The 22393-nt window shown below is 55.2% G+C and carries 18 protein-coding genes; 2 read left to right on the top strand and 16 right to left on the bottom strand.

The genetic code is table 11. From position 1 onward, the window contains the following. Positions 1 to 77: 77 nt before the first annotated feature. From LF95_RS06785 to LF95_RS06720, 14 genes are all read right to left on the bottom strand, one after another. Positions 78 to 1280, bottom strand: a complete 1203-nt coding sequence (locus tag LF95_RS06785) for a polysaccharide pyruvyl transferase family protein (RefSeq protein ID WP_252509679.1) — start codon at positions 1278 to 1280, stop codon at positions 78 to 80. Between the two features lie 113 nt (positions 1281 to 1393). Further along, positions 1394 to 2389: a UDP-glucose 4-epimerase GalE gene (galE, locus tag LF95_RS06780; RefSeq protein WP_073954240.1), complete on the bottom strand. Its 996-nt coding sequence runs from the start codon at positions 2387 to 2389 to the stop codon at positions 1394 to 1396. Between the two features lie 119 nt (positions 2390 to 2508). Further along, the gene (locus LF95_RS06775) at positions 2509 to 3696 is read right to left on the bottom strand and encodes a polysaccharide pyruvyl transferase family protein (RefSeq protein ID WP_073954239.1); all 1188 of its coding nucleotides are present in this window, start codon (positions 3694 to 3696) and stop codon (positions 2509 to 2511) included. 114 nt (positions 3697 to 3810) lie between these two features. After that, positions 3811 to 5136 carry a glycosyltransferase family 4 protein gene (locus LF95_RS06770; RefSeq protein WP_073954238.1) on the bottom strand — a complete coding sequence of 442 codons (1326 nt, stop codon included), beginning with the start codon at positions 5134 to 5136 and terminating at the stop codon, positions 3811 to 3813. After that, on the bottom strand, positions 5123 to 7315 hold the full coding sequence (locus tag LF95_RS06765; protein WP_073954237.1) for a hypothetical protein: 2193 nt from the start codon (positions 7313 to 7315) through the stop codon (positions 5123 to 5125). Before LF95_RS06765 ends, LF95_RS06770 begins: the two co-directional genes overlap by 14 nt. Further along, positions 7308 to 8291: a glucose-1-phosphate thymidylyltransferase RfbA gene (gene rfbA / locus LF95_RS06760; RefSeq protein WP_073954236.1), complete on the bottom strand. Its 984-nt coding sequence runs from the start codon at positions 8289 to 8291 to the stop codon at positions 7308 to 7310. The genes LF95_RS06765 and rfbA overlap by 8 nt, the downstream gene beginning before the upstream one ends. Further along, entirely contained in the window at positions 8288 to 9217 is a 930-nt protein-coding gene (gene rfbD, locus LF95_RS06755; RefSeq protein WP_073954235.1) for a dTDP-4-dehydrorhamnose reductase, read from the bottom strand. The genes rfbA and rfbD overlap by 4 nt, the downstream gene beginning before the upstream one ends. A 10-nt stretch (positions 9218 to 9227) precedes the next feature. Continuing rightward, on the bottom strand, positions 9228 to 10067 hold the full coding sequence (locus tag LF95_RS06750) for a hypothetical protein (RefSeq protein ID WP_073954234.1): 840 nt from the start codon (positions 10065 to 10067) through the stop codon (positions 9228 to 9230). 14 nt (positions 10068 to 10081) lie between these two features. Next, the gene (locus LF95_RS06745; RefSeq protein ID WP_073954233.1) at positions 10082 to 11347 is read right to left on the bottom strand and encodes a glycosyltransferase family 4 protein; all 1266 of its coding nucleotides are present in this window, start codon (positions 11345 to 11347) and stop codon (positions 10082 to 10084) included. Beyond that, entirely contained in the window at positions 11344 to 12546 is a 1203-nt protein-coding gene (locus LF95_RS06740) for a class I SAM-dependent methyltransferase (protein WP_252509678.1), read from the bottom strand. The genes LF95_RS06745 and LF95_RS06740 overlap by 4 nt, the downstream gene beginning before the upstream one ends. Further along, a complete protein-coding gene (locus LF95_RS06735) occupies positions 12543 to 14780 on the bottom strand; it encodes a glycosyltransferase (RefSeq protein WP_073954232.1) in 2238 nt (745 codons plus the stop codon). Before LF95_RS06735 ends, LF95_RS06740 begins: the two co-directional genes overlap by 4 nt. Positions 14781 to 14856: 76 nt before the next feature. Next, complete coding sequence (locus LF95_RS06730) at positions 14857 to 15708, bottom strand: calcium-binding protein (RefSeq protein WP_252509677.1); 852 nt, start codon at positions 15706 to 15708, stop codon at positions 14857 to 14859. A gap of 388 nt (positions 15709 to 16096) precedes the next feature. Next, a complete protein-coding gene (locus tag LF95_RS06725) occupies positions 16097 to 17479 on the bottom strand; it encodes an HlyD family type I secretion periplasmic adaptor subunit (RefSeq protein ID WP_073954230.1) in 1383 nt (460 codons plus the stop codon). Further along, the gene (locus tag LF95_RS06720; protein WP_073954229.1) at positions 17476 to 19290 is read right to left on the bottom strand and encodes a type I secretion system permease/ATPase; all 1815 of its coding nucleotides are present in this window, start codon (positions 19288 to 19290) and stop codon (positions 17476 to 17478) included. The genes LF95_RS06725 and LF95_RS06720 overlap by 4 nt, the downstream gene beginning before the upstream one ends. 323 nt (positions 19291 to 19613) lie before the next feature. Here LF95_RS06720 and LF95_RS06715 point away from each other — a divergent pair, with 323 nt between their 5' ends. Together LF95_RS06715 and LF95_RS06710 are read left to right on the top strand one after the other, a co-directional pair. Continuing rightward, positions 19614 to 20114 (top strand): MarR family winged helix-turn-helix transcriptional regulator, encoded by a 501-nt coding sequence (locus tag LF95_RS06715; RefSeq protein WP_073954228.1) that lies wholly within the window; start codon positions 19614 to 19616, stop codon positions 20112 to 20114. Beyond that, entirely contained in the window at positions 20111 to 21316 is a 1206-nt protein-coding gene (locus LF95_RS06710) for a glycosyltransferase (protein WP_073954227.1), read from the top strand. Before LF95_RS06715 ends, LF95_RS06710 begins: the two co-directional genes overlap by 4 nt. Before the next feature lie 20 nt (positions 21317 to 21336). Here the strand turns inward: LF95_RS06710 and LF95_RS06705 are convergent, their stop codons facing one another. Beyond that, the gene (locus LF95_RS06705) at positions 21337 to 21819 is read right to left on the bottom strand and encodes a M67 family metallopeptidase (protein ID WP_252509712.1); all 483 of its coding nucleotides are present in this window, start codon (positions 21817 to 21819) and stop codon (positions 21337 to 21339) included. Positions 21820 to 21876: 57 nt separating this feature from the next. Beyond that, positions 21877 to 22248, bottom strand: a complete 372-nt coding sequence (locus LF95_RS22765) for a hypothetical protein (protein ID WP_143181957.1) — start codon at positions 22246 to 22248, stop codon at positions 21877 to 21879. Positions 22249 to 22393 lie beyond the last annotated feature (145 nt).

The raw sequence follows: 22393 nt of genomic DNA, 5'->3' as shown, positions 1-22393 counted from the left end.
TATCCGCGCTATTGTCGCCAACAAAAGGGCCGGAATGTGCAGGGCGTGGAGGGTCCCTGCACATTCCGTTGGCATGGTTACGCCGCCTTGCTCAGGTTTGGGGTCGGGTTCTGGCTCAGGCGATGTGCCATGCCATTTTCATCAAGGAATTTGGTCAAATCCTTGAACCGTTCGGCATAGGTTTTTTCAAACAGATCAAAATCGGCGTTGTCCCAGGCTTCCTCGAACGAGAAACGGTCGATATAGCGCCCGTCAACATGCGGAATGCCCAGTGTTTTGACGAATTCGCGGGTCCGGGTATCGTAGGTGATGTAAAGGGCCGGAACCTCGTTTGCCAAAGCCAGAAGGTTGCCATGCAGGCGGAAACCGGTAACGGCATCCTGGCGGCATTCGGCATCTTCAAAATCACTGACGGTTTCAAAAACGCTCAGCGACGAACGATACAGATCCAGCAGCGGATCATTCTCGCCATAGAGCCATTTTTCCTTGATCAGGCTAGCAACGGCCTTTTCCATGACGTGCTTGGGATTGTTCACCTGATTGCTGCGGGCATAGAAAATGGCTTTTTCTTCCAGCTCGCCCGCACATAAAATTTCGGTACGGTAATTTTCCGCCAATGTGCGCAGCATGTAACGCTGCAACATGGCAAAGCCATGCGTTTTACGGCGCAGAGTAAAGCCAAGATTTTTAATCTCGCTGGCCTTAAGGCGCGGCAGGCTTAGTTCCGGTTTGCAATGGCGAAACGCCGTCGGGCAGCCAAAAATACGCACATTTTTAATGCCAATCGAATTCAGCGCCTTGCGCGACAAGGCCCCACGCACGCCAATGGTTTTGGACCGGTCCGCCACCAGTTGCAGGAAGCGTTTGGTTGATTCATTGACATATTCGTCGGAATTATCGGGCACCTGGACACCAATGCCAAAGGCCATAACCGGCACCTTGGTTTTTTCCAAAACAGCCGTGATTTCATCCCACTGCCCATTGGTGTTAATGTAGTTCGAACCGCGCAAAAAGATGTAATCAAGGGTATTGATCTTTTCGATCTGCTCCTGGCTCAGCCCGCCGCTGCTTTGGCCGTAAATCGGGTAAAGTTCGGCATAATCAAGGATGCGCAGTGAACTGTCATAGACAAAACAGTCGCCAATATTGGTAAACAGTTCGGTTGCGCGCTGCGGTGCACCAAAGGTGTGGGTGACAACACCGTGGCCATCAACCACCTTGCCCGCAGGCATAAGCACGCCGATCCGGGGCTTGCGGCCCGGCTTGATATTTTCAACCATCTGGAAACTCCTGCTCGGGGCCGAAATATGCACGCTATGCGGTGCATATTTCGGCAATTTGCTCGTTTATTTTTTGCGTTTTGTCAGGGTGTTTTCACCCCGTTTTTGCCATGTCAGGCGGCGTTGGCCTGGCGCTGTTTCAGGCTTTCTTCCCAGGCAAGCGCATGGGTCACGATGGTATCAAGGTCATCATATTTGGGTTCCCAGCCAAGCTTCTCGCGAATGCGGTCCGCCCCGGCAATCAACGCTGCCGGGTCGCCCGCACGACGTTCGGCAAGGTTCACCGTAAAATCACTGCCCGACACACGCTTAACCGCATCAATCACCTCATAAACCGAGAAACCACGGCCATAACCGCAATTCATCACATCGCTTTCGCCACCCTTTTCCAGATATTCCAGGGCCAGCACATGGGCATTGGCAAGGTCGCTGACATGAATGTAATCGCGCACACAGGTGCCATCCTCGGTCGGATAATCATCACCATAAACATCCAAATGGCTGCGCACACCGCTGGCGGCCTGGCTGGCGATTTTGATCAGATGGGTGGCCTTGCGCGAGGTTTGTCCGGCCCGGCCTTGCGGGTCGGCCCCAGCAACGTTGAAATAACGCAGGGCCACAAAGCGGAAGTCATAGGCCACGGCAGCATCCTGCAGCATTTTTTCCGTCATCATTTTTGACGTGCCATAGGGCGAAATCGGTTTGGAGGGGAAATCTTCCAAAATCGGGGTTTTGGCCGGTTCGCCGTACACACCTGCTGTAGATGAAAAGATAAAATGACGGACATTGTTATCAACCGCCGCCTGGGCCAGGGCCCGGGAATTGACCGTGTTGTTGTAATAATAATCCAGCGGATAAACCACGGATTCCGGCACAATGATGGAACCGGCAAAGTGCATGATGGCAGTGACACCATGTTCGCGAATAACGCGCGAGACCAGATCAAGGTCGCCGCAATCGCCTTCGACAAAGGCGGCCCCGGCGGGCACCGCCCAGCGATGGCCCTGGCTGAGATTATCCAAGATTACAACCTTGCGCCCCGCATCAAGCAAAGCCAGTGCGGCGTGACTGCCAATATAACCTGCGCCACCGGTAACAAGTACTGTCATTTTATTGCCTCCTTGCAAGGGCGGTTCATGTCGGGGTCGGGGTAAATTTGACCATGAACCGCAAATAAGGGGCATTGCCGCCCGCCTGTTTGCTGGCGGCAATGCAGAGGTTTTTAAATTCAGGCCACTTTGCGCTGCGGCTGGTTTTGCGATGCCATCACATCGGTCATCTTGTGATCGATGTTGTTTTCGCTCAGGAAGGTTTGCATTTCGCGATAGGTCTGGAACCAGGCGCGGTTGAATTTGTCAAACAGGGACTGGTCCCAGTAATCTTCCAGCACGAAATCCTTTTGCGAGAAAACGTCATAGCTGGGGATTTGATAGGTTTCGGCAAATTCGACGGTGCGGCTGTCATAGGTGAAGTAAACGGATGGAACACCGTTGGACAATGCCATAAGGTTGCCGTGCAAACGGTAACCCAGCACGCAATCCTTCGTACGAACCAAATCCTCGTAATCCGACACCACATCGGAATAGAACAGCTTTTCCCGGTAAAGCTTTTCCATCGTATCATCAAGATACCAGTTCTTGACCCAGTCATTGTCCTTCAGGGCCTGCATGGCTTCCTGTTTTTGAACGTCCGTGCCGAAAACCAGTTTCTTTTCCTCCGGTTCGCCCTGGGCCATCAGGGTCACATCAAACCGGTTTGCCAGTTCCTTGACCAGGTCCCGATGGAAGGTCAGGTAACGTTTAATATCCTGTGCATAGGCGGGCGATACTTCGCGACGCAGCGTCACACCCACATTTTTAACGTCCTCCAATGCGGGCAGTTTGATACGCATGTTGGGGTTATTGGCACGGAATGCTGTCGGGCAGCCAACAATACGCACATTGGTAATGCCAAGGTCCCACAGAACCTGTGCGGTATAGGCCCCGCGTACCCCGATGGAGGTGGTTGAATCCGCCATCATATGCAAAACGGTTTTGGTCTGTTCGGAAAGCTCCAGCTTGCCCTTGACCGGAGCCTGTGCCCCAATGCCAAAGCCCAGAACCGGCAGCTTCAGACGTTTAAGAACCGCCACCGTATTGCGCCAGTCCATATGGGAATGGATATAATTTGAACCGCGCAGGAAGACGTAATCATATTCTTCGCGCAGGCGATCAATATCTTCCATTTTCGGATCGGCAATGGGCAACACACCCAGCTTGTCAAAGTTCATCAGCTTGAGTGATGAATCAAACACGAAGGCATCACCAATATTGTGATAGTGGTTAATGCTTTTCTGGACATCGCGATAATTATACCAGCGGACACAATCATGGTCGTAGACTTCGCCCGAGGGAATCATTACGAGGACGCGCGCCATGTTCTTTCTCCTTGCAGTTGATGAGTGAGGGCTGTTTTTTCCGTTCGCCAACACTCTTTCGCGCTATGGCGTGGTTAACGTTCCGGTCGCTTCAAGATGTGACAGGCAAAGCCGTCACGCCCCGACCACGGATTGGTGTGGTGTCGCAGCGGGTGCGACAGCGGACGGGCGGTTTTCGAGAACCCCCCGATATTGCGCAAGATGCTGTTCTGCGCATTCGATATAGGTCGGCGCACGACGAATCCCGTTGTGCATCCGGTCCCACAAGGTCTGGTCTGTCAGACATTCTATCAAACGGTCGGCCAGGTCTTCGGCACTGCCAACACGGAAATGCAGGCCGTTTACCCCGTCTTCGATTTTTTCGGCCATGCCGCCAATGTTACTGGCGATCATGGGGCGCCCGTGAAAGAAGGCTTCCTGAATAACAATCGGTGAATTTTCCCACCAGATGGACGGGATAATGGTCCAGTCGGCCATTTCCATCAGGCGCGGCATTTCGGTGTTTTGATAGGCGCCATAAAACCGCACCCGCTCGCCCGCCTTTTCGATCAGGTCTTTGACTTTTTCCTGATAATCAAGGGGTTGGCGATCAAGGTTGCCACCAAAGATCATCAAACGGGCATCATCGCCCCAGATGGATTCCGGCACACGCCCCACCGCATCGAGCAGCACATCGGCACCCTTGAACATCGTTAACTGACCAAAATAGGCAAAGCGGGAACGACGCGGTTGCGCCTTGGTCAGCGGGCGAAGGGCGGCCTGTTTGTCAATATCCAGGCCATTTTCAATGACCGACATTTTATCGGCATCCAGGCCCCAATCGATGAAACGGTCCGCCAAAAACTGGCTGGGCGATACATAATGGTCGGCCAGGTCCAGCATGGATTTGATAAAGCGTTCACGCCGCAGGAAGGATGCCGGGGAAATATTGGCGAAACAGCCATTGCAATCAATCGGGCTGGCCCGGTTACACAGTTTGTGCCCGCCACTTTTAACCATCTGGCCGTGATTGTGGCACATGGTCAGAAATTCGTGGAAGGTAAAGAAAATCGCAGCATCCGGCAGGGCTTCGCGCACCGCATAGATCGTTTCCATGCCCAGCCCCAACACATGGTGAAAATGCACCACATCGGGGTTGTAATCCTTCACAAACCGCAAAAGGTCGCGGTCAATTTCGCCGGTGCTGCGGTTTGATAGCAAAAAATGATCATAATTTTCCGCGTGATAAAGAATTTCATTGTCTTTCTGGCGCAGGCTCATCAGAGCGGATGCCCCGTGGCGCGGCACCGGATGCCCCACCCGTGCCAGATAAAAGCTCTCGACACCGTCGAGTTCGTTCAGTCCCTTATGCAGGTTATAAGACCCGACTTCGGCCCCGCCCAGCGACAGACTGGGATGACCGTGGGAGATGACCAGCACACGCAAATCAGTCGACGGCATGATTGTGGCTCCGCAAATTTGAAACGACCAAAGACCAGCGGCGATCAAACGCCCAGCGGTCCAAACGATGCGAAAGTTCCTCCCAGGCGGGCGTGGACGTTATGGATTGTTCACTGCCCAATAATTCAACTTCCGGCAGCCAGTAGGATGGCGTTCCGGCCATGCGCAATTTCAGCGCAATATCCAGGCCCTTTTCCGACGGGCCGATATATCCACGGGTAAATCCCTTTACATCCAGAAAGGCCGCACGCGGCAAAATGCAGCATTCCACCGTCCCGGCACTGACCTCGCAGGGTTCGGCATCGGTTAACACCGCACGCGGATAACCCACATAACGATCTGCCAGATATTTGCCTTCCGGCCCTTCCTCGATCCAGGTGCCGGCCCAGCGCACGGAATCATCTTCAAACAAAATGGTCGGGCAAACCGCCCCCTTGCTGCCGCGCTTGCGATAGGCATTCAAAAGCGGGCCAAACCAGCCCTTTTCGCGCGGCAATACATGCACAGACATCAAACAAACGGCATCGGATTTGGTGGCTTTCACACCGACTTCCAGCGCATCGCAATAATCCTCGACACCTTCGGCAAAAACGAAACGCACATTCAGTTTGTAAAAGGCTGCCAGGCGCAACATGTCGCTACCAACCTGATCAAAACTTTCCGCCGGACCAGCAATAACGATGGGCAATTTGCGCGTTTCCGGGTCCAGGCCCAAAAGCGCGATGGTCACACCCATATCGCCAATCGTGTCATCCGCGCCAACAATCAGGGTGACGGGGGCATTTTCATCAAAATTGCCAATGTCATGCACATCAATGGCAAACGGGCTTTGCGCCGTCATATTTTGCAGCATCGGGCCAAACTGGCGTTCAATGCTGCTTGATGCCGTAACAGATCGCGGGTCCAGCGACGGCAAAACACGTGAAAGGGCCTGACGTGCCGATGCCCGGGTCGGATTAAGCGGACAATAGGCAGGGAAACTGTCAGTAATGTTGAATTCCAGATAAATCGGCTGATCAGATGCCGGGGTATCGGCCAGCGGGCAGAACACCAAAAAACCGTGGCTGTTGCGCGCCGAATTCATGCCGGAAAACATCGGATCATTGATGAAGGCTTCGGTCACATCCGGGCGGGTCTGGCGGGTCCAGCTATCGTCAATGCGAATGCTGTCCTGGCCCACACGCAGGTTGATTTCATTGACCCCACGGTCCGGGTCCAGCATCCAGCCGGAAACCAGAATACCACTGCCTTCAATCACCAACGCAAAGTCGATGCCGACACGAATGGGACGGTCAAGGTCGGAGACCGTATCACGGCCATCAAAGCGATGGGCGGCAAGCTGCATTTGCTCCAGGATATGATCCGATGCCTTGACCCGGCCCAAGACAGACCGGATATGCGCCGGGACATCACGCGGGGCGACCAGCACACGCTGCTGATAGACCTCGATCCCGTACCAGCCATCCTTGCCCCGGAAATAAATGCGCTGCAATTTTTCCGGTTTAACCACCCGTTCGGTCTCAAGCAAGCCAATAACCCCGGCGGCATCTTCGCCCAGATCATCACGCTGGAATTCCGCACTGGTCAATTCGGCCAGTACCGGGCCATCCTCAATCGCGATCACACGGGTGCGGCCATGCGGAAAGTTGCTGGACCAGCCCTGAATATAAAGTTCGTTATCTTCAAGCCCACCCAGGACTTCGACAAAGCCGTTGCTGCTCGCTGCGATGCGGACCAGTGCGGCCACCGTGCGCAAGCGTTTTTTGTTGGTTTTACCGGCCAACAGCGCCTCGATCACGCCATCCATCACCCCGGCAAAGGACGCACCGGACTGTTCCGCCACGGCAGACAATATCGCCTCCAGGCCCTGCCCCCGGCTTTCAATGGCATATTCAGCCGGTTGGCCGGGGCGACGGAACACCACCTTTTTAAGGCGGCCCCCACTAACATTGACCAGCGGCAGCAAGGCGATAAAACCAAAGGCGGAATCAGCCGAACTGTCATTACGACGCCAACTGATCAGGGAAGCCTGCACCTTGGCATCGGGCGACCCGTTAAGGTAAACATCAATCGTGGCGGGCATGGCACTGCCCACCCCGGCCATGAGGGCCAATCCTTCGTCCACCAGTGTGGCCATGACGGTTGCCCCGTCCAATGGCAGGCCTGAAGGCTCACTCATGCCCTGCTCTCCTGTTATGTGATGAACTGTAAAATGACTGTTTTTCATGTGCGGTCACAAAGCCAAACGCGCCCAGGCCTTCCACCTCAAGGCCAATGGCGTTGCGGTCATCTGCCTGGGCCATATCCGCAAGGTAGCGGCCATATTCGCTGTTGGCGTTAAAGCCCGCACTGCGCGTCATTTCGTCACGCGCAATCCAGCCCAGCCGCCAGGCGGTTTCCTCGGGGCTGCCAATTTTCAGGCCCTGGCGTTCCTCGACCGAACACACAAACTGGGCGGCCTGCAACAGGCTGGCCGGTGTGCCGGTATCAAGCCAGGCACATCCCCGGCCCAGCATTTCAACATTCAGCATGCCATCCTCAAGATAGGCCCGGTTAAGGTCGGTAATTTCCAGTTCGCCCCGGCCGGAGGGGTGAAGGGCGCTTGCGCGTTCCGGCGCGGTTGCATCAAAAAAATACAGGCCCGTTACCGCCAGGTTGGACGGCGGATGGGATGGTTTTTCAATAATATCCAATGGCTTGCCATCGCCATCAAATGCCATAACGCCATAACGTTCCGGGTCGCGCACGGCATGGACAAATACCGTGGCCCCGTCATGGCGGCGGGTGGCGGCTTGCAGGCGCGCGCCCAAATTATCGCCATGAAACAGGTTATCGCCCAAAATCAGCGCACAAGAATCCCCATCCAGAAAATCCCGGCCAATCAGCAGCGCCTCGGCAATGCCGTTGGGCTTCTGCTGCTCGGCATAGGAAAGCTGTACGCCAAACTGGCTGCCATCACCCAAAAGCGACATGAACGCGCCGGATTGACCGGCAGCGGTGATGATCAAAATGTCGCGAATACCCGCCAGCATCAGGGTGCTTAGGGGATAAAAAATCATGGGTTTGTCCCAGACAGGCAACAATTGCTTGTTGGTCGCATGGGTGATCGGCCACAGCCTGCTGCCGGTGCCGCCGGCCAGAATGATGCCCTTCATGCGATTTTCCCCTCTGGAATGCCCGATTGCGTCAGGGTTTGAGCCAACCCCTGCGGCCAGGGTTGGCAGGGCAACTGCAAATGACGGGCGATTTTGCTGCAATCGAGCACGGCAAATGGCGGGCGGGCGGCGATTTCATTGCGGTTTGCCGCCGAAACTGGCGCAACCAAACCACGATCCGCCCCGACATGATCGGCAATTTCCAATGCGATGTCATAGGGGCTGGCCCCGCCAATCCCGGCACAATGGAAGATCCCGGCTTCAATGGCGTCACCCGCAATAATGCGCTGGCACAGGCGGATAATGTGGGAGGCCAGCATCACCGCCGAGGTGGGCGAACCAAACCGGTCATTCACAGCGGAAATTTGTTCACCGCGCGCCAGCTTTTCGGCCATTGCCTGAACAAAACACCGACGATGACGGCCATGTAACCACGCAGTTCGCAAAATCACTGTCTCAGGGGCCGACATACGCACCGCACGCTCCCCTGCCCGTTTTGTCGCACCATACCAATTGACTGGTCCGGTCCTGTCACTTTCAAAATAAGGGCTGGAACCCTCACCTGAAAAAACAAAATCGGTCGATACATGGATCAGGCGCACACCCATGTCAGCCACGACTTCGGCCAAAAGGCCCGGCACTTCCGCATTGATCTGGCGTGCCTCTGTCCGAAGGGTTTCCGCCCCGTCAACATCGGTAAATGCTGCCGCATTCACCACCACCGCCGGGGGATGTGCTTTTATCGCGTGTAACATTGGCGACAGTTCGACCAGATCAAGATCATGGCGGGGCGGCGCAAACAGGGAAATGCCCTGCTCTGCCAATTGTGCGGCGCATTCCTGCCCCAATTGGCCGCCCGCGCCCAATAACAGGACATATTTGCGAACCGGCAGTTCGAAAATGGCGTTTAACGGGTTCATTGTCATTTTGCCCACCTCACCACACAATTGCGCCAAGCGACAAACCACCGACCAGCCCCACCAAAACCGCCAGCAACAAAAGCGGGGTTCGCAAATCATTGCGGTGCTTGTCATTCAGGACGGCAAGGCGTTCATCAAAACCGCCCAGCGATTTGTCGAACCGCACCAAGAATACTTCCAATTGCTCAACCCGGCTGGCGAGTTCTTCCTGTCCATTGCGTACTAGGCGCACACCGGCCTCGATGCCATCGTCGGCCGATGCCAATTCATCCATGCGTTTGGAGGAATCAATCAGGCGCTTGGCCGCTTCGCGCTGACCGTTTTGCAAAATATGCTGGGCTGCAAGCAAGCGGTCCAGCCGGTCCAGAATTTTGCCCAGCGGTGCATTCATCGCCGAATGGGCCGCCTGTTCGGTTTGCGAGGGAATGCGCAAGGCGGTTTCGGCCCCGGTTTCCGGGGTAATTGCCACAACGCTCAGGCTATCGGCAGCGGCAAGGGCGGCTTCGGGCAGTTCGATTTCAAAGGCATGTTTGCCATTGCCAATGCCGTTGCGACGCAAATCAATCCGTTCCCGATCCGCCTTGACCTTCAACAGGGTATGACCGTTCAGGCGAACGATTACATCAATTTGTGCATCGGGCCGCTGCGGGCACCACACCCAGCCAAACAGGCGTTCACGGTCAATCGCATCGACATTGCCTTCCAGCACCAAGGGTCCCTCCGCCTGTTGGGCGGGCTTGGCATTTTGTGCGGCACCACTTTGTGCCGGTGCCGCCTTTTGTGCCTGCACCGACGGATTGGCGGCTGGCGGGGTCGTATCAGTCGTATCCTTGGTCTTTTCCTGTGCAACTGCCATGAAAATCTCCTTTGTCAGGCCGCAACAAAGTCGGGCCGGATCAGGTTACGAAAACGCGAAAGATGGGTTTGGGCGACATCATCAATATTGGCCGGGGCGCGCACATTGCCCGAAAGTTTCTTCCACAGTTTCGGGTTGATGGCGCAATCGGCCATTGTGCGGGCAAGGGCAGCCGGGTCATCGGGGCGCACATGCAAGCCATCCATGCCGTCACGCACCATTTCGGCCATGCCGCCAATATTGCTAGTAATCACCGGACGGTTATGCTGAAAGGCCTCCTGAATGACCAACGGGGCGTTTTCCCACCAGATAGACGGGGCAACCACCCAATCCACGGCGGCCATCAGTTCGGGAATATCATCACGGTCATAAGCACCAAGGCGGACAACCCGGCTGCTGGTCTGTTCAAACAGGCGGTCAATTTTTTCATTAAAGGCCGCTGTCTGGAACGGTGCACCGCCATGAATGCGCAGTTCAAAATCAACATCCTCCGCAATCAGCCTGCGGGCAGCCTCCAGCAACACATCCGCCCCCTTCCAGGGGTTAAGATTGCCAAAATAGCCAAACACATTGGGCATGCCGCCCGTGCCATGATCACGACGGCGCACGGAACGCACCGCCGGGCGACCATTATGGATCACCTCGATTTTATGGGGATCAAGGCCCCATTCAATATAACGTTCCCGCAAAAACCGGCTGGGTGACAAAAACAGGTCAACAGCGCGCAAATGATTGCGAATATTGACTGCCCGCATGGCAAACTGGTCCGGGGTGATCCCCGCAAGGCCGCATTTTTCGCCCGATACATCCAGCGACTGATATCGCTTCCGGGTTTCACGATGGATCATCAGGCCGTCATGCGGGCAGATCTGGTAATAATCATGCAGCGTCATGACAATTTTGCAATCCGGCAAAACCCGGCGGATCAACATCGGCAATTCGATACCAAACAACACCAAATGATGAATATGAACCACATCTGGCCGGAAATTTTCCAGAAGTTCGGTTATGGCAGGCACAACGGCATAAAGGTCGGTCTGGGACATGTTGAAACGGTCAAAATGACCCGCCCAGAACAGTAATTCATCGTCGCTGTCATTGACCGCCTGAAAGCTTGTGCCAGGGCGACGTGTGCGATGCACATCATTCGTCGCGCCAACAAACAGGGCCTCGCACCCGGCCCGTTTATAGGCATTAAACAGGTCGTGGGCGAAAATTTCGGTCCCGCCGGGATGCAGGTCCGGGTGATTATGGGCCAATACCAGAATACGCGGGTTCATGTGTTGCTCCTGCGCGGTTTCTGGGCCACCAGAATATCCTGATAATGCGGGGATTTATCGCCATGCCAGGCGCCAAAACTTTTGCGCAGCAGGGCAAACCCGGCCCTGGCCAGCAGCTTTTCCAAATAGCCTTCGTCAAAACCAACAGCGGCCATCGGGTTTTCACCGCGCAAATGCCAGCAGGGTTTGTCCTTTTCGCGCACAAGGCCACTTAAGCGCGGGTCACATTTCGGGGCTGCCAGTTCCTCGGCACTGCGAATGATAAAGGCCGTAATAAAAAGGCGACCACCGGGCCGCAAAACCCGAAAAATTTCCTGGCAATACCGTTCAACCTCGGCCGGGGGAAGATGGGTTGCCACCGAAACCATCGTGGCAAAATCAAATTCCCCATCCTGGGCGGGCAATTTCCAGCTTTCACCAGCCACCTTGCCGTCCGGGTTATAAAGCGCGTTGGCAAGATCGACAGTTTGAAAACGAAAATCCCTGTAAACCGGGCTAATGGTTTGCTGGCACCATTTCACCCCGTCCGCGACCGGATCAATGCCCAGATAACGGGTTTTGCCCGGGACCAAATATTGGGTTAACGGCACCGCCATGCGGCCAATCCCGCAACCAATATCCAAAACACTTTCGGTCGGCTTCAAACCGCCCAGCCGGACAAAATGGCCTAAAAATTCAGCGCCGATAGCAAGGTAATCGCCATCACCAACAAAGACCTCGTCCTTTGCCGGGCTTGGCAGAAAACGGTTTTGGGCGATCTGGCGACAAATGGCCCCCAAATACACTTCCTGACGCGGCGTTAAATTGGCAAAGGACGATGTTTTGCGTCCGGCGCGGCCCCTGGCGGTTTTTTCGGTTGGGGTATCGTCGTCGCCATCCACCGTTTCACCCAGAGATGTATCGGGGATTAACAGGCCACTATCGGCGTCGCTTGCAACGGCACCCTCCTTGGCGGCGGGCGGCCCGATAGGGGCAACATCGGACATTTGCGCCGCCGCCGCGGCCGCGCGATCTTGTGGCGCGGAACCTGGCCCGGAGGTATTTGCAGTATCCCCAGAGCTGTCTTTGGCATTCATGCGCTTTTCCGCCGGATCCCGCATGATGCGTATTGATGGATATTCCGACGTTTTTGTCTCGGCCCCGGCATCGGCCTCGGTTTTTTGCGGGCGATGCCCCGGAATGGCAAGAATACTGTTCATAATAGGCGTTCCCCCGTCAAAACGTCGCCAGCTTGTGGCGCAACACCGTAAGTGGAAAGTTCGGTCATCTGATCATTCCAGCGGCGGGCGTGAAGCCAGGCGTTATATTGCGTCGCAACACCGCGCATATAATCGGCATGGGTCGAGATGGATTTGCGTTCAAAATGATAAAGTTCGGCATCGGGGACATAACGAATGTCAAAGCCCTGGGCGCGGATTTTCAGGCACAGATCACTGTCTTCGTAATCGCCAATGACGTAATCCTCGCTAAAGCCATCGACATCCTCGAACACGCCACGATGCAGCAGCATGCAGGCCCCTGTTACCGCCGGCACCGACCGTTCAACACAGGCATCGCGATACCCGCCCGGCATGCCCTTGTAATAATGATGGTTCAACCACTGGCCGCGTTCATTGCGCGCAAAATACATCCCGGCATGTTGAAGTGATCCATCCTCGAACAGCAATTTGGGACCCACAGCTGCAACATCCTTATCGCCGCCCATGCGGGTTGCCATCGTGCCCAGCCAGCCGGTGCGATGCGGGATAATGTCGGAATTCAGCATCGCCAGCAAATCGGCCCGGGCAACGGCAGCCCCGCTATTGCACGCCCGGGCATACCCGCCATTGCGCGCCATAATGACCAGGCGCAACGGCACGCCATACAACTGATAAAGACCACGCAAAAGATGTTCGGTTTGTTCGGCCTGTTCGGGGCTATCAAGCACGTAAATCAGTTCGCAATGCTGCGAAATCCAGGGGTCGCAGGCAAAGGCGCCCACTTGTGCGCGCAGGAAATCCAATACCCGGTAAAGCGGCACGATAATCGATACCGACGGATCGTTACGCTGTTCACCAATGTCGATCACGGTCGGGCCACCAATACTGCCCAGCAGTTTTTGCTGCACATCCCCAATCACCGGCGCAAGGCAGTTTTCCATGATATCGTCATTCAGGTGCTGCGGCGGCACGGCACGTAAAATACGTGCACGGGCCTCCGCCGGGTCGGCAGGTTGGGCGGTTGGCACCATCAAATGGCGACTGCCCGATGTAAGCCGCAAAATGCTGCGCGGCTGTAAAATCGGCACCTGGCTTTTAATTTCCGGATGAAAGCCGACAAACCCGGTGGCAGGCACGGTTTTTTCGTCCTCCACCACCGACCCGGCATAACGATAGAAATGATTTTCAAAGCCGTGTTCAGTGCCGGTATGGTCCAGCACATCCACCCCGCCCACCATTTCAACCGGATCACGATACCAGCCCCCAATCAGGGTGCCGCGTGCCGTGGTTACGGCAAGGTCCACCTCGCCCGATGGCAGGCCACCACCACCGGTTACGCGCTGGGCGGAAAGCGGGCAGCGCAACTGAAATTCAAGGGCGGCCTTGCGCGATGTGGCATCGCCGCGCGCCAGGGCATCAATGGCATATTCGCGCAAATCGGCATCGGCCTTGCCCTGTGCCAGCCACCAGCGCGACAAGGACGGCAAATTTGCCTTGCCTTCAAGGTGGCGAATGGCAAGCGCACGGCTGCCGGTAATCACCAGATAGGCCCCGGCTTCCAGGCCATTGCGATCAGCGATAAAGAATGTCTGTTTCGCCCCATTTGGGGTTTCTCGGCCATGATGGGCCGTTTGCGGCAAGCGCCAAAACCCGGTGGGCGACACCACATAGGTGGCTTCAATCCCGCCAAAGGCGACGGGCAGTGTAGTTGCGATCAGCATTTGCCGTTCGCTCAGGCGGGCGACCGGCTGGGCACGCTGCGGGTCTTCGACAATCCGCGCCACCAAGCGGTTTAAAACCTGGGTATAGCTGCGGCTGCGCCGCATGCGAAACATGCTGGCCCAGGCGCCGAGCATGGCTGAAAGAAGAGATAAACGCCCCGCTGGCGTCACATCATCGAGCAGCACATAGGCATCGATGGGGTCAAACTGCCCATCAGGCGCAATGGTAATTTCCTCCTGCCGCCCCAACGTGCCGGTTTCAGCCACCAGGGACAGCGGGTGATCTTTGGGTTGGGGGATCACACGCAAAAGCCGTGTTCCACCGCTCCCCAGCGGCAAACGCAAGGTTGCCTGCGGGGAAATTTTCTGCCCGTCACGTGCTTCCAGTTTGGGGACAGTCCACAAACGGGTCGGCAGGTTCCAGACCAAAATCAGCGTATCGGGGGTCAGTCGGCAGACCTCCGGCATATCGCCGGACAACGGGCTGTCATCAGACGTGGCAAGTTCAAGCATTTGGCGCCTGTACCCTTACAGATGAAACGAAAAAAATGGGATGCCCGCAGCGAGCACTGCGAACATCCCGGTATCGTTACTGAACGTTGAAGAAGTGGTCCGGATGATCCTGGACTTCCTGTGCATCAACATTGTTAAGGGTGATGGAATCACCATTACCAAGGTCAATAACCGTATTGGCACCATCCTGGGTTGCCCGTGCGGCAACATCATCGGCCGAGGAAATATCGGTGTCGTTAATGCCCTTGGAAATCGAGAGCATGTCTTCACCCACCTGGAAGTCGAGGACAACATCGTTGCCACCACCGCCAGAGAAGACAAAGTTATCCTGACCGGCACCACCGACAAGAACATCGTCGCCAGCACCGCCATTGATGACATCGTTACCGGAACCACCCATGATCAGGTCGTTACCGGCACCGCCATTCATCACATCGTCACCCGATCCGCCAAGCATGACGTCATTGCCGTCACCACCCTGCATCAGGTCATCGCCGGAACCACCCAGCATGATGTCGTCACCGGCACCGCCATACATGATGTCACTGCCAGAACCGCCCTGCATCAGATCGTTGCCATCGCCACCATCAAGCAGGTCATTGCCCTGACCACCTGTCAGCAGGTCGTCGCCAGCTCCACCGAAAAGCTGGTCGTCACCATGTCCACCAAACAGCATGTCATTGCCGCTATCGCCCAGCAATTGATCATCGCCCGAACCGCCAAACAAAAGATCGCGGCCGGCACCACCAAGCAACACGTCGTCGCCCGACCCGCCAAACAGGTGATCATCGCCTTCTTCACCGAACAGAACATCATTCTGCCCGTGTCCGAACAGGGTATCGTCACCGCCGCGACCAAAAATCACATCGCTAAAGCGTGACCCGAGAAGCGTATCGTCATATGCACCGCCTTCGAGAGTTGCCATCATATCCTCCTTGTTGTCCCATTTCGGGTTTCGGTGTGACTAGAGGCTGGCCGTTCCCTCAGGTTCATGTATCGCCCGGAAACCGGCCACACACGAACCCTATATTCTTTTGCTTTCTTATAGGAAGTTATTATCAAGGTATTATTGTGGCGATATTATGTAGAGAGGAAATTTTTACACATTTTTACTTGGATTCTTGTTTTTATTATTACAATACATTTGATCTATATTTGATTTAAAATTTAAACCATTAACAAACAAAAAAAGACCAGCCTTTGAAGGGCCGGTCTTTGATCGTGGCAAAATTGCCGAAAAATCGCGTCATTTTAACAGGTTGGGGTTATTTGGTACAAAACGGCCCCTGCCCCAACCTGTACTTTGATAACGCTGATTAATCCTCGCGGAAGGCGCGATCCATGCTTTCAATGATCGGGTCAAGCAGATAGTCGATCGCGGTGCGTGGGGTATTGAGCACCAGAATATCGGCTGGCATCCCTGCCCGCAATTTAACATCGGGGTGGTTGGCCAATTCGCTGGGGTCAATTTTGGCGCGCACGACATAATAGGATGAATCGCGTTTTTCATCGACGGTCTGATCGGCATCGATATAGCTTATTTTAGCCTTGATCGGTGCCAGACGACGCTGATTATAAGCCGTCAAGCGGACCTGGGCATCCGCGCCCATATGAACCGCATCAATATCACGGCGGTTGATCATCGCCTCGATCTCCAGCGGTTCCTGGTCGGGCACCACATCCATAATCGGCTGGGCCGGGCTGATGACGCCACCTGGCGTTCTGATCTGGATGTTGCTAACAATGCCATCCTGGGGCGAACGAATTTCCAGGCGACTTAACACGTCATTCTTGGCCGTGATGCGCTGATTAACATCATTTACCGCCAATTGGGTTTCCTGAATGGATTTGGCAATGTCGCTCTGCCATTCCATTTCAATGGATGCCAGCGCAATTTCGGCACCGGCTTTTTGCTGTTCGGCTGCGGCCCGCTGGGCCTTGAACTCGCCGGCATCCCCAACCAGATCGCTCCAGCTATTTTCAATTTCCACAAGCTGGGTCCGGGTCGCATACCCCTTGGAGGCCAATTCACGTACACCATCAAGCTGTTCTTTCACCAGTTTTTGCTGGTGGTCGCGGGCCTTGATCTGGGAATCCAGTGCATCCGCCTCGGCGGAAAACTGGCGTATCTGTTTTTCCTGGGCGTCACGCTTGGCCAGGTAAACCTCTTTACGCTTGTCAAACAGGCGTTTTTCATCATTCAGAATATCGGCCACATACGGCTCCTTTGACGATAACAGGGTATCGGGAAAGGTTATGGCCTTATCGCCTTTCTGTTCCGCCCGCAGGCGGGCCAGCTTGGCCTGCAAGCCGTATTTTTCACCGCGCAATTGCTCCAGTTCCGACTGGGTACGGGTACCATCCAGCAAGGCAAGCGGCTGCCCTGCACGCACATGCTCACCTTCATCGACCAGCAGCTTTTTAAGAATACCACCTTCAAGATGATTAACCGTCTTCTTGCGCGAATCGACAATTACCGAGCCCGATGCAACAGCAGCACTATCCAGCCGGGCATTAAAACCCCACAGCAAAAAACCGCCGAAGCCCACCAGAATAACCAGGGCGCCAGCCATGATCGGCTTGCGCAGGCTTTGTTTGGAAGCTGCCCGTTCCTCGGCCAATACTTCGTGCCAAACCGGTTGCGGGGCGTCAGGGTTAATAACATTACCCCGTTCATCAAGGTTGATTAAACGGTTCATGCCGCACCTCCGTTTTCCAGCTTGCCGCCATTGGCGACATATTTGCGGTTAGCCTCCGGCAGGGATTTAACATCAGTGGCGGGTTCGCTAAGGGCCTGCACCACATCTGTCCGTTCACCGAACTGTTTGACACGGCCTTCCTGCAACACCAGCAATTTATGGGCATAACGCATGATGGATTGACGATGGGCAATCAGCACCACCATCGCCCCGTTTTCCGATGCGGCCCGAATGGCCCGGATCAGGGATGCTTCGCCTTCGGCATCAAGGTTGGCATTGGGTTCATCAAGAACCAGCAAGCGCGGCCAGCCATACAGGGCGCGGGCCAGCGCAATGCGCTGTTTTTGCCCGCCCGACAGCGTATAGCGGCCCGAACCAATGGGCGTGTCATAGCCCAGCGGCAAACGACCAATCATTTCATGCACACCGGCCGCACGGGCGGCGTCAATAACCTTGCGCGGGTCGGCTTCGCGCATCCGGCCAATATTTTCGCGAATGGTGCCATTTAACAGCGACACTGATTGCGGCAGATACCCCACCATGTCGCCAAAGGAACCGCGTTCCCACAAATAGGTGCTGTGCCCATCCAGATAAACCCCGCCTGCTGTGGGCTTTGCCGCCCCGATCAGGACACGCGACAACGTGGATTTCCCGGCGGCCGACGGGCCGATAATGCCAAGAATTTCACCGGGATTAATGTCAAACGAAATGCCTTTGAGCACCGGCACATTATTGCCCGCCACAGCATAAACAAGGTTATCGACCACAAGCGGGCCTTCACAACGCGGGGTTGGTTCCACTTCGCGTTCGGACTGGCGCTGTTCCAGAATGTCGCGAATGCGCTGCCACGCCGACAGGGCATTAACCCACCCGCGCCAGTCGCGGGTGACATTGTCAAACGGCAGCAGCAAGCGCCCCATGATCACGGTGCCGCCAATCATCGCACCCGGCGATGTTTCGCCCTTGATGACCAAGGCCGCCCCCATTGCCAGCACCCCCACCTGCAAACCATAGCGCAGCGACCGGGTCAGCGAATACATGCCCTTGCCGCGTGCATTGGAAATATCAAGCAATTCGGTGGTGTGATGCTGGGCGGAACGCCAGCGCATGGCAAGGGCCGGCATCATGCCCATCCCCTCGATGGCTTCGGCATGGGGGATGGCCGACCCAATATCGGCAATGTTACGCAAATTGGCGCTATTGGCTTCCTTAGTAATGCGACGGGACAAAAGGTCCCCCAGCAAACTCAGACCAATCAGCATGATCACGCCAATCACACCGGCCAGACCATAATAAGGATGTAGGGCAAACATCACGCCCAAAAAAATCGGGGACCACAAAGCCTCAAGCGGCGCGCCAATCGTATTGCCATTAATGAAAGTCCGAAGATCGGCTAAATCCCGCAGGACCTGGGTGCCCGGTGTGGAGCCCTTCTCCATCGAGACGCTCATGGCGGCGGCAATCGCTGGCAGGTTCAGACGCCGCAACAATGACTTTGCCATTTCCTGAAAGGTCATGGCGCGAATGAAATCCAGAATGCCATACAAAATGATGGCACCTACAGCGATGATCAGCAGAAGCTTCAGGGTATCGAAGCTTTGGCTATTGATCACCCGGTCGTGGACCTGCAGCATGAAAAGCGGCACGGTCAGTTGAAGGATATTGATAAACCCACTCACGATCCCGGCCCAGGTCAGGCCGCGCACAAACGTAAAACGGGCTTCGCGGATCAATGTGGGCGCATCAAGAGCGGGGCGTGTTTCCAGCCGCGCTGTCATGGTGCTTTGCGCACCTTTTGACCGAAATTGCATCCAATCTCATCCAATTTGCAAAAAGTCATAGTTTTTCCGCAATCTGCTCACATAGTTGCGAAATCATGATGCAATAAAATAAATCGAAATATGTCGATCTAATGTTCATGATGGGACAATGTAAAAACACAAATAAACGAAGTATACCGGGGGTAAAAACTTGGAAAATACTTCAAAATTCTGAGCAAACTACAGGAAGGATTGGACAGATTGGAAACAGTTACAAAACAACGTCCTGTTGTCTTCCTAAATTCTCTGGTCGCTATCGGTGCAAGCTGCATAACGGCCACTAAATCTTGGGACCAGATAACGGATCGAATGCCATGACCGTCACTCACCTTGAACTTGCAAACACAGTTGAACGAATCTATCGGCGATTTGCCGACCTGTTGCGCGTCGATCTGATCCGGCTGGGCAATGATGATATCAGCCCGGCCCAGGTAGCCCTGCTATTCAATATCGGCGATGACGAACTCTCGGTTCGTGATCTGCTCGATCGGGGGCACTATATGGGGTCGAATGCGTCCTATAACCTCAAGCAGCTTGTGGAATCAGGCTATATTGAACGTCAGGTTATGGCCCGGGACCGCCGGTCCGCACGGATCAAGCTGACCGACAAAGGCCATGCCCTGTGCGATGCCTTGCGTGAATTCCACGAGGAATATCACGAAGCCCTTGCCAATGGACGGGGTGGAGAAGCAGAGCTTGAAAATGCCCTGCATACCCTGCGCCGTCTGGAGGAATTCTGGACGCAAACCTTGCGGTATGGCGGTGTTCCCGCCTCCGCACCAATGACAGGCAACGAAGCACGCAATCGCCGATGAAAATTGTCTTTGTCCATCGTCGTGGGCCGGGACAATTTGTACATCTTGCCTGTCACCTGGCCAATGCCGGGTGGCAGGTATCCTTTTTGTGTGAAGGCATGAATGTCAGATTGCCGGGCATTCGTGTCCTAACACATCGTTCGCCCGATGCCCTGCCCGCCCATGTCAAACCGGCAAGTCACCTTGATTTGCATACCGAAATCGGCCATCAGGCGGCCGATACACTGGCAGCCCTGGTAGCCCGGGAAGGCAAACCCGACATTGTCTTTGGCCATATCGGCTGGGGCAGCATGATGTTTGCCCGCGATGTTTTGCCCGACAGGCCGCTTTTGGGCTATTGCGAACATTTTTATCATGCCAGCGGACGCGATGTCGGGTTTGACCCACAAGAACAGGTATCGCTTAATCAGCGCAAACAGTTGCGCCTGCGCAATAGCAGCCAGCTTTTGACGCTGGAACAAATCGATGCCGGTATCAGCCCGACACAGTGGCAAAAGGCTGCCTACCCCAAACTGTTGCGCGGCAAAATTGGCGTATGCCACGATGGCATCGACATGCAGCGATGCAAACCCGATGCAAATGTGAAATTCGCTCTGCCCGATGGCAACGTGATTGATCGTAACACCCCGGTTGTCACTTATGTTGCGCGCGACCTGGAACCCTATCGCGGGTTTCCCCAATTCATGCGTGCAGCGGCCAAAACGGCAAAAACCCACCCCGATGCCCTGTTTCTGGTGGCAGGGGGCGATGGTGTTAGCTATGGCGTACCCGCCCCCGATGGCCGCCCGTGGCGCGAAATCATGATGGAAGAAACCGCCATTGATCCGTCACGCATCGTGTTTTTGGGGCAAATCCCCCATGAACAGCTGGTTGCCCTGTTTCAGATCAGCCGGGTGCATGTCTATCTGACATTTCCGTTTGTTCTGTCCTGGTCAGTACTGGAAGCAATGGCATGCGGCGCGCTTGTTATCGGCTCGCAAACCGGACCGGTGGAAGAAGTCATCCGTCATGGCAAAAACGGCCTGCTGACTGATTTTTGGGATAGCGATGCCCTGGCAAACCAGATCGGTGATGTGCTGGATCATCCACAGCATTATAATGCGTTACGCCAAACCGCCCGACAAATCGTTGGCAACCGCTACGAATTGGGGCACTGCCTTGCCCGCCAGACCGGGGCGCTGGAACGGCTTGTTGCAGGCTAGCCCCGAATAAATAAACCAGGTCAAACAACCATGCACTGGCAGGGCCGAAAACCACGCGGCCCTGCATCGCTATCCTGCAATGGTATGCGCCGATACAAAGCCCAGTCCGTCACCCCTTCCGGCGCACTTCCGGCAATCAGCCATAAAAACCCGGCCTGCTCTGCCCGTTCAAGGTCGGTGCGGGATGGCAGGATGTTGCCGTTGGGATGGGAATGATAACAGCCAATAATGTCCTCGCCGCGATCCCGGACGGCACGATGGGTCCGCAGCAGTAATCCGGGATCAATTTCAAACGTCATGGCCGGGTCTGCGGCAACATTGCCCGAAACCACAATGCGCGAAATAACCATTTCACACGCGATTTTGTCGCTTTTCTTGGGGGGCTCTGGCCGATTTGGGCGGCCAATTAGCAACCCACAGCATTCCATTGGCCAGCTTTGCGCCGCATGATCCAGAATTTCATCTAACAATTGTTGTGAAATGACGACCCGGTCCACCATCATCGCGATCACCACACTCTGCCAAATCGCTGCGCAGTTTTATGCGGAAAGCCAATATGCTCAGTTTGGCTTCATCAGCAAAATCTGGCCCAGAACACTTTTGTCAATCATGGAAACAACCACAATGCGTGCGCCCTTGGGCCCGGTAAGATGCAAAAAGGCACGGTCACCATCAATACGGAAGGACAGCAGCGTTTCATCTGCCGCCAGATCGACATTGATGGTGCCAAAAGGCTCGTCAAGCGGATCTTCAAGTTCGTCGTTATTTCCGGTAGCAGGGGCTACATTGTTGCTGCCCGTACCATCCGAAATCGGGGCCTGCGGTTCCAGATTGACGGTCTGTGTCGTGGAATTATCAGCCTGCCGGGCGGCCTTGTCACGCTGCAAACCATAAACCACCAGCGCAATGCCGACCAGGATCAACAACGCCATGACGGCCACAAGTATTTTTATAACGCGCATATTTTCCCGCATACTAAACAGAGCAACAACCTGCACCATACAGAAAGACGTTTCTTCAACCAAGGCATTACCCGCATGATGCCCCGAATAAACACATATCACTCCACGATGCTGG

It is taken from the genome of Thalassospira sp. TSL5-1 (genome assembly GCF_001907695.1).
Classification (GTDB): Bacteria; Pseudomonadota; Alphaproteobacteria; order Rhodospirillales; family Thalassospiraceae; genus Thalassospira.
The sequence above is the reverse complement of the archived record's forward strand: the minus strand, read 5'-3'. Positions and strand labels throughout refer to the sequence as shown.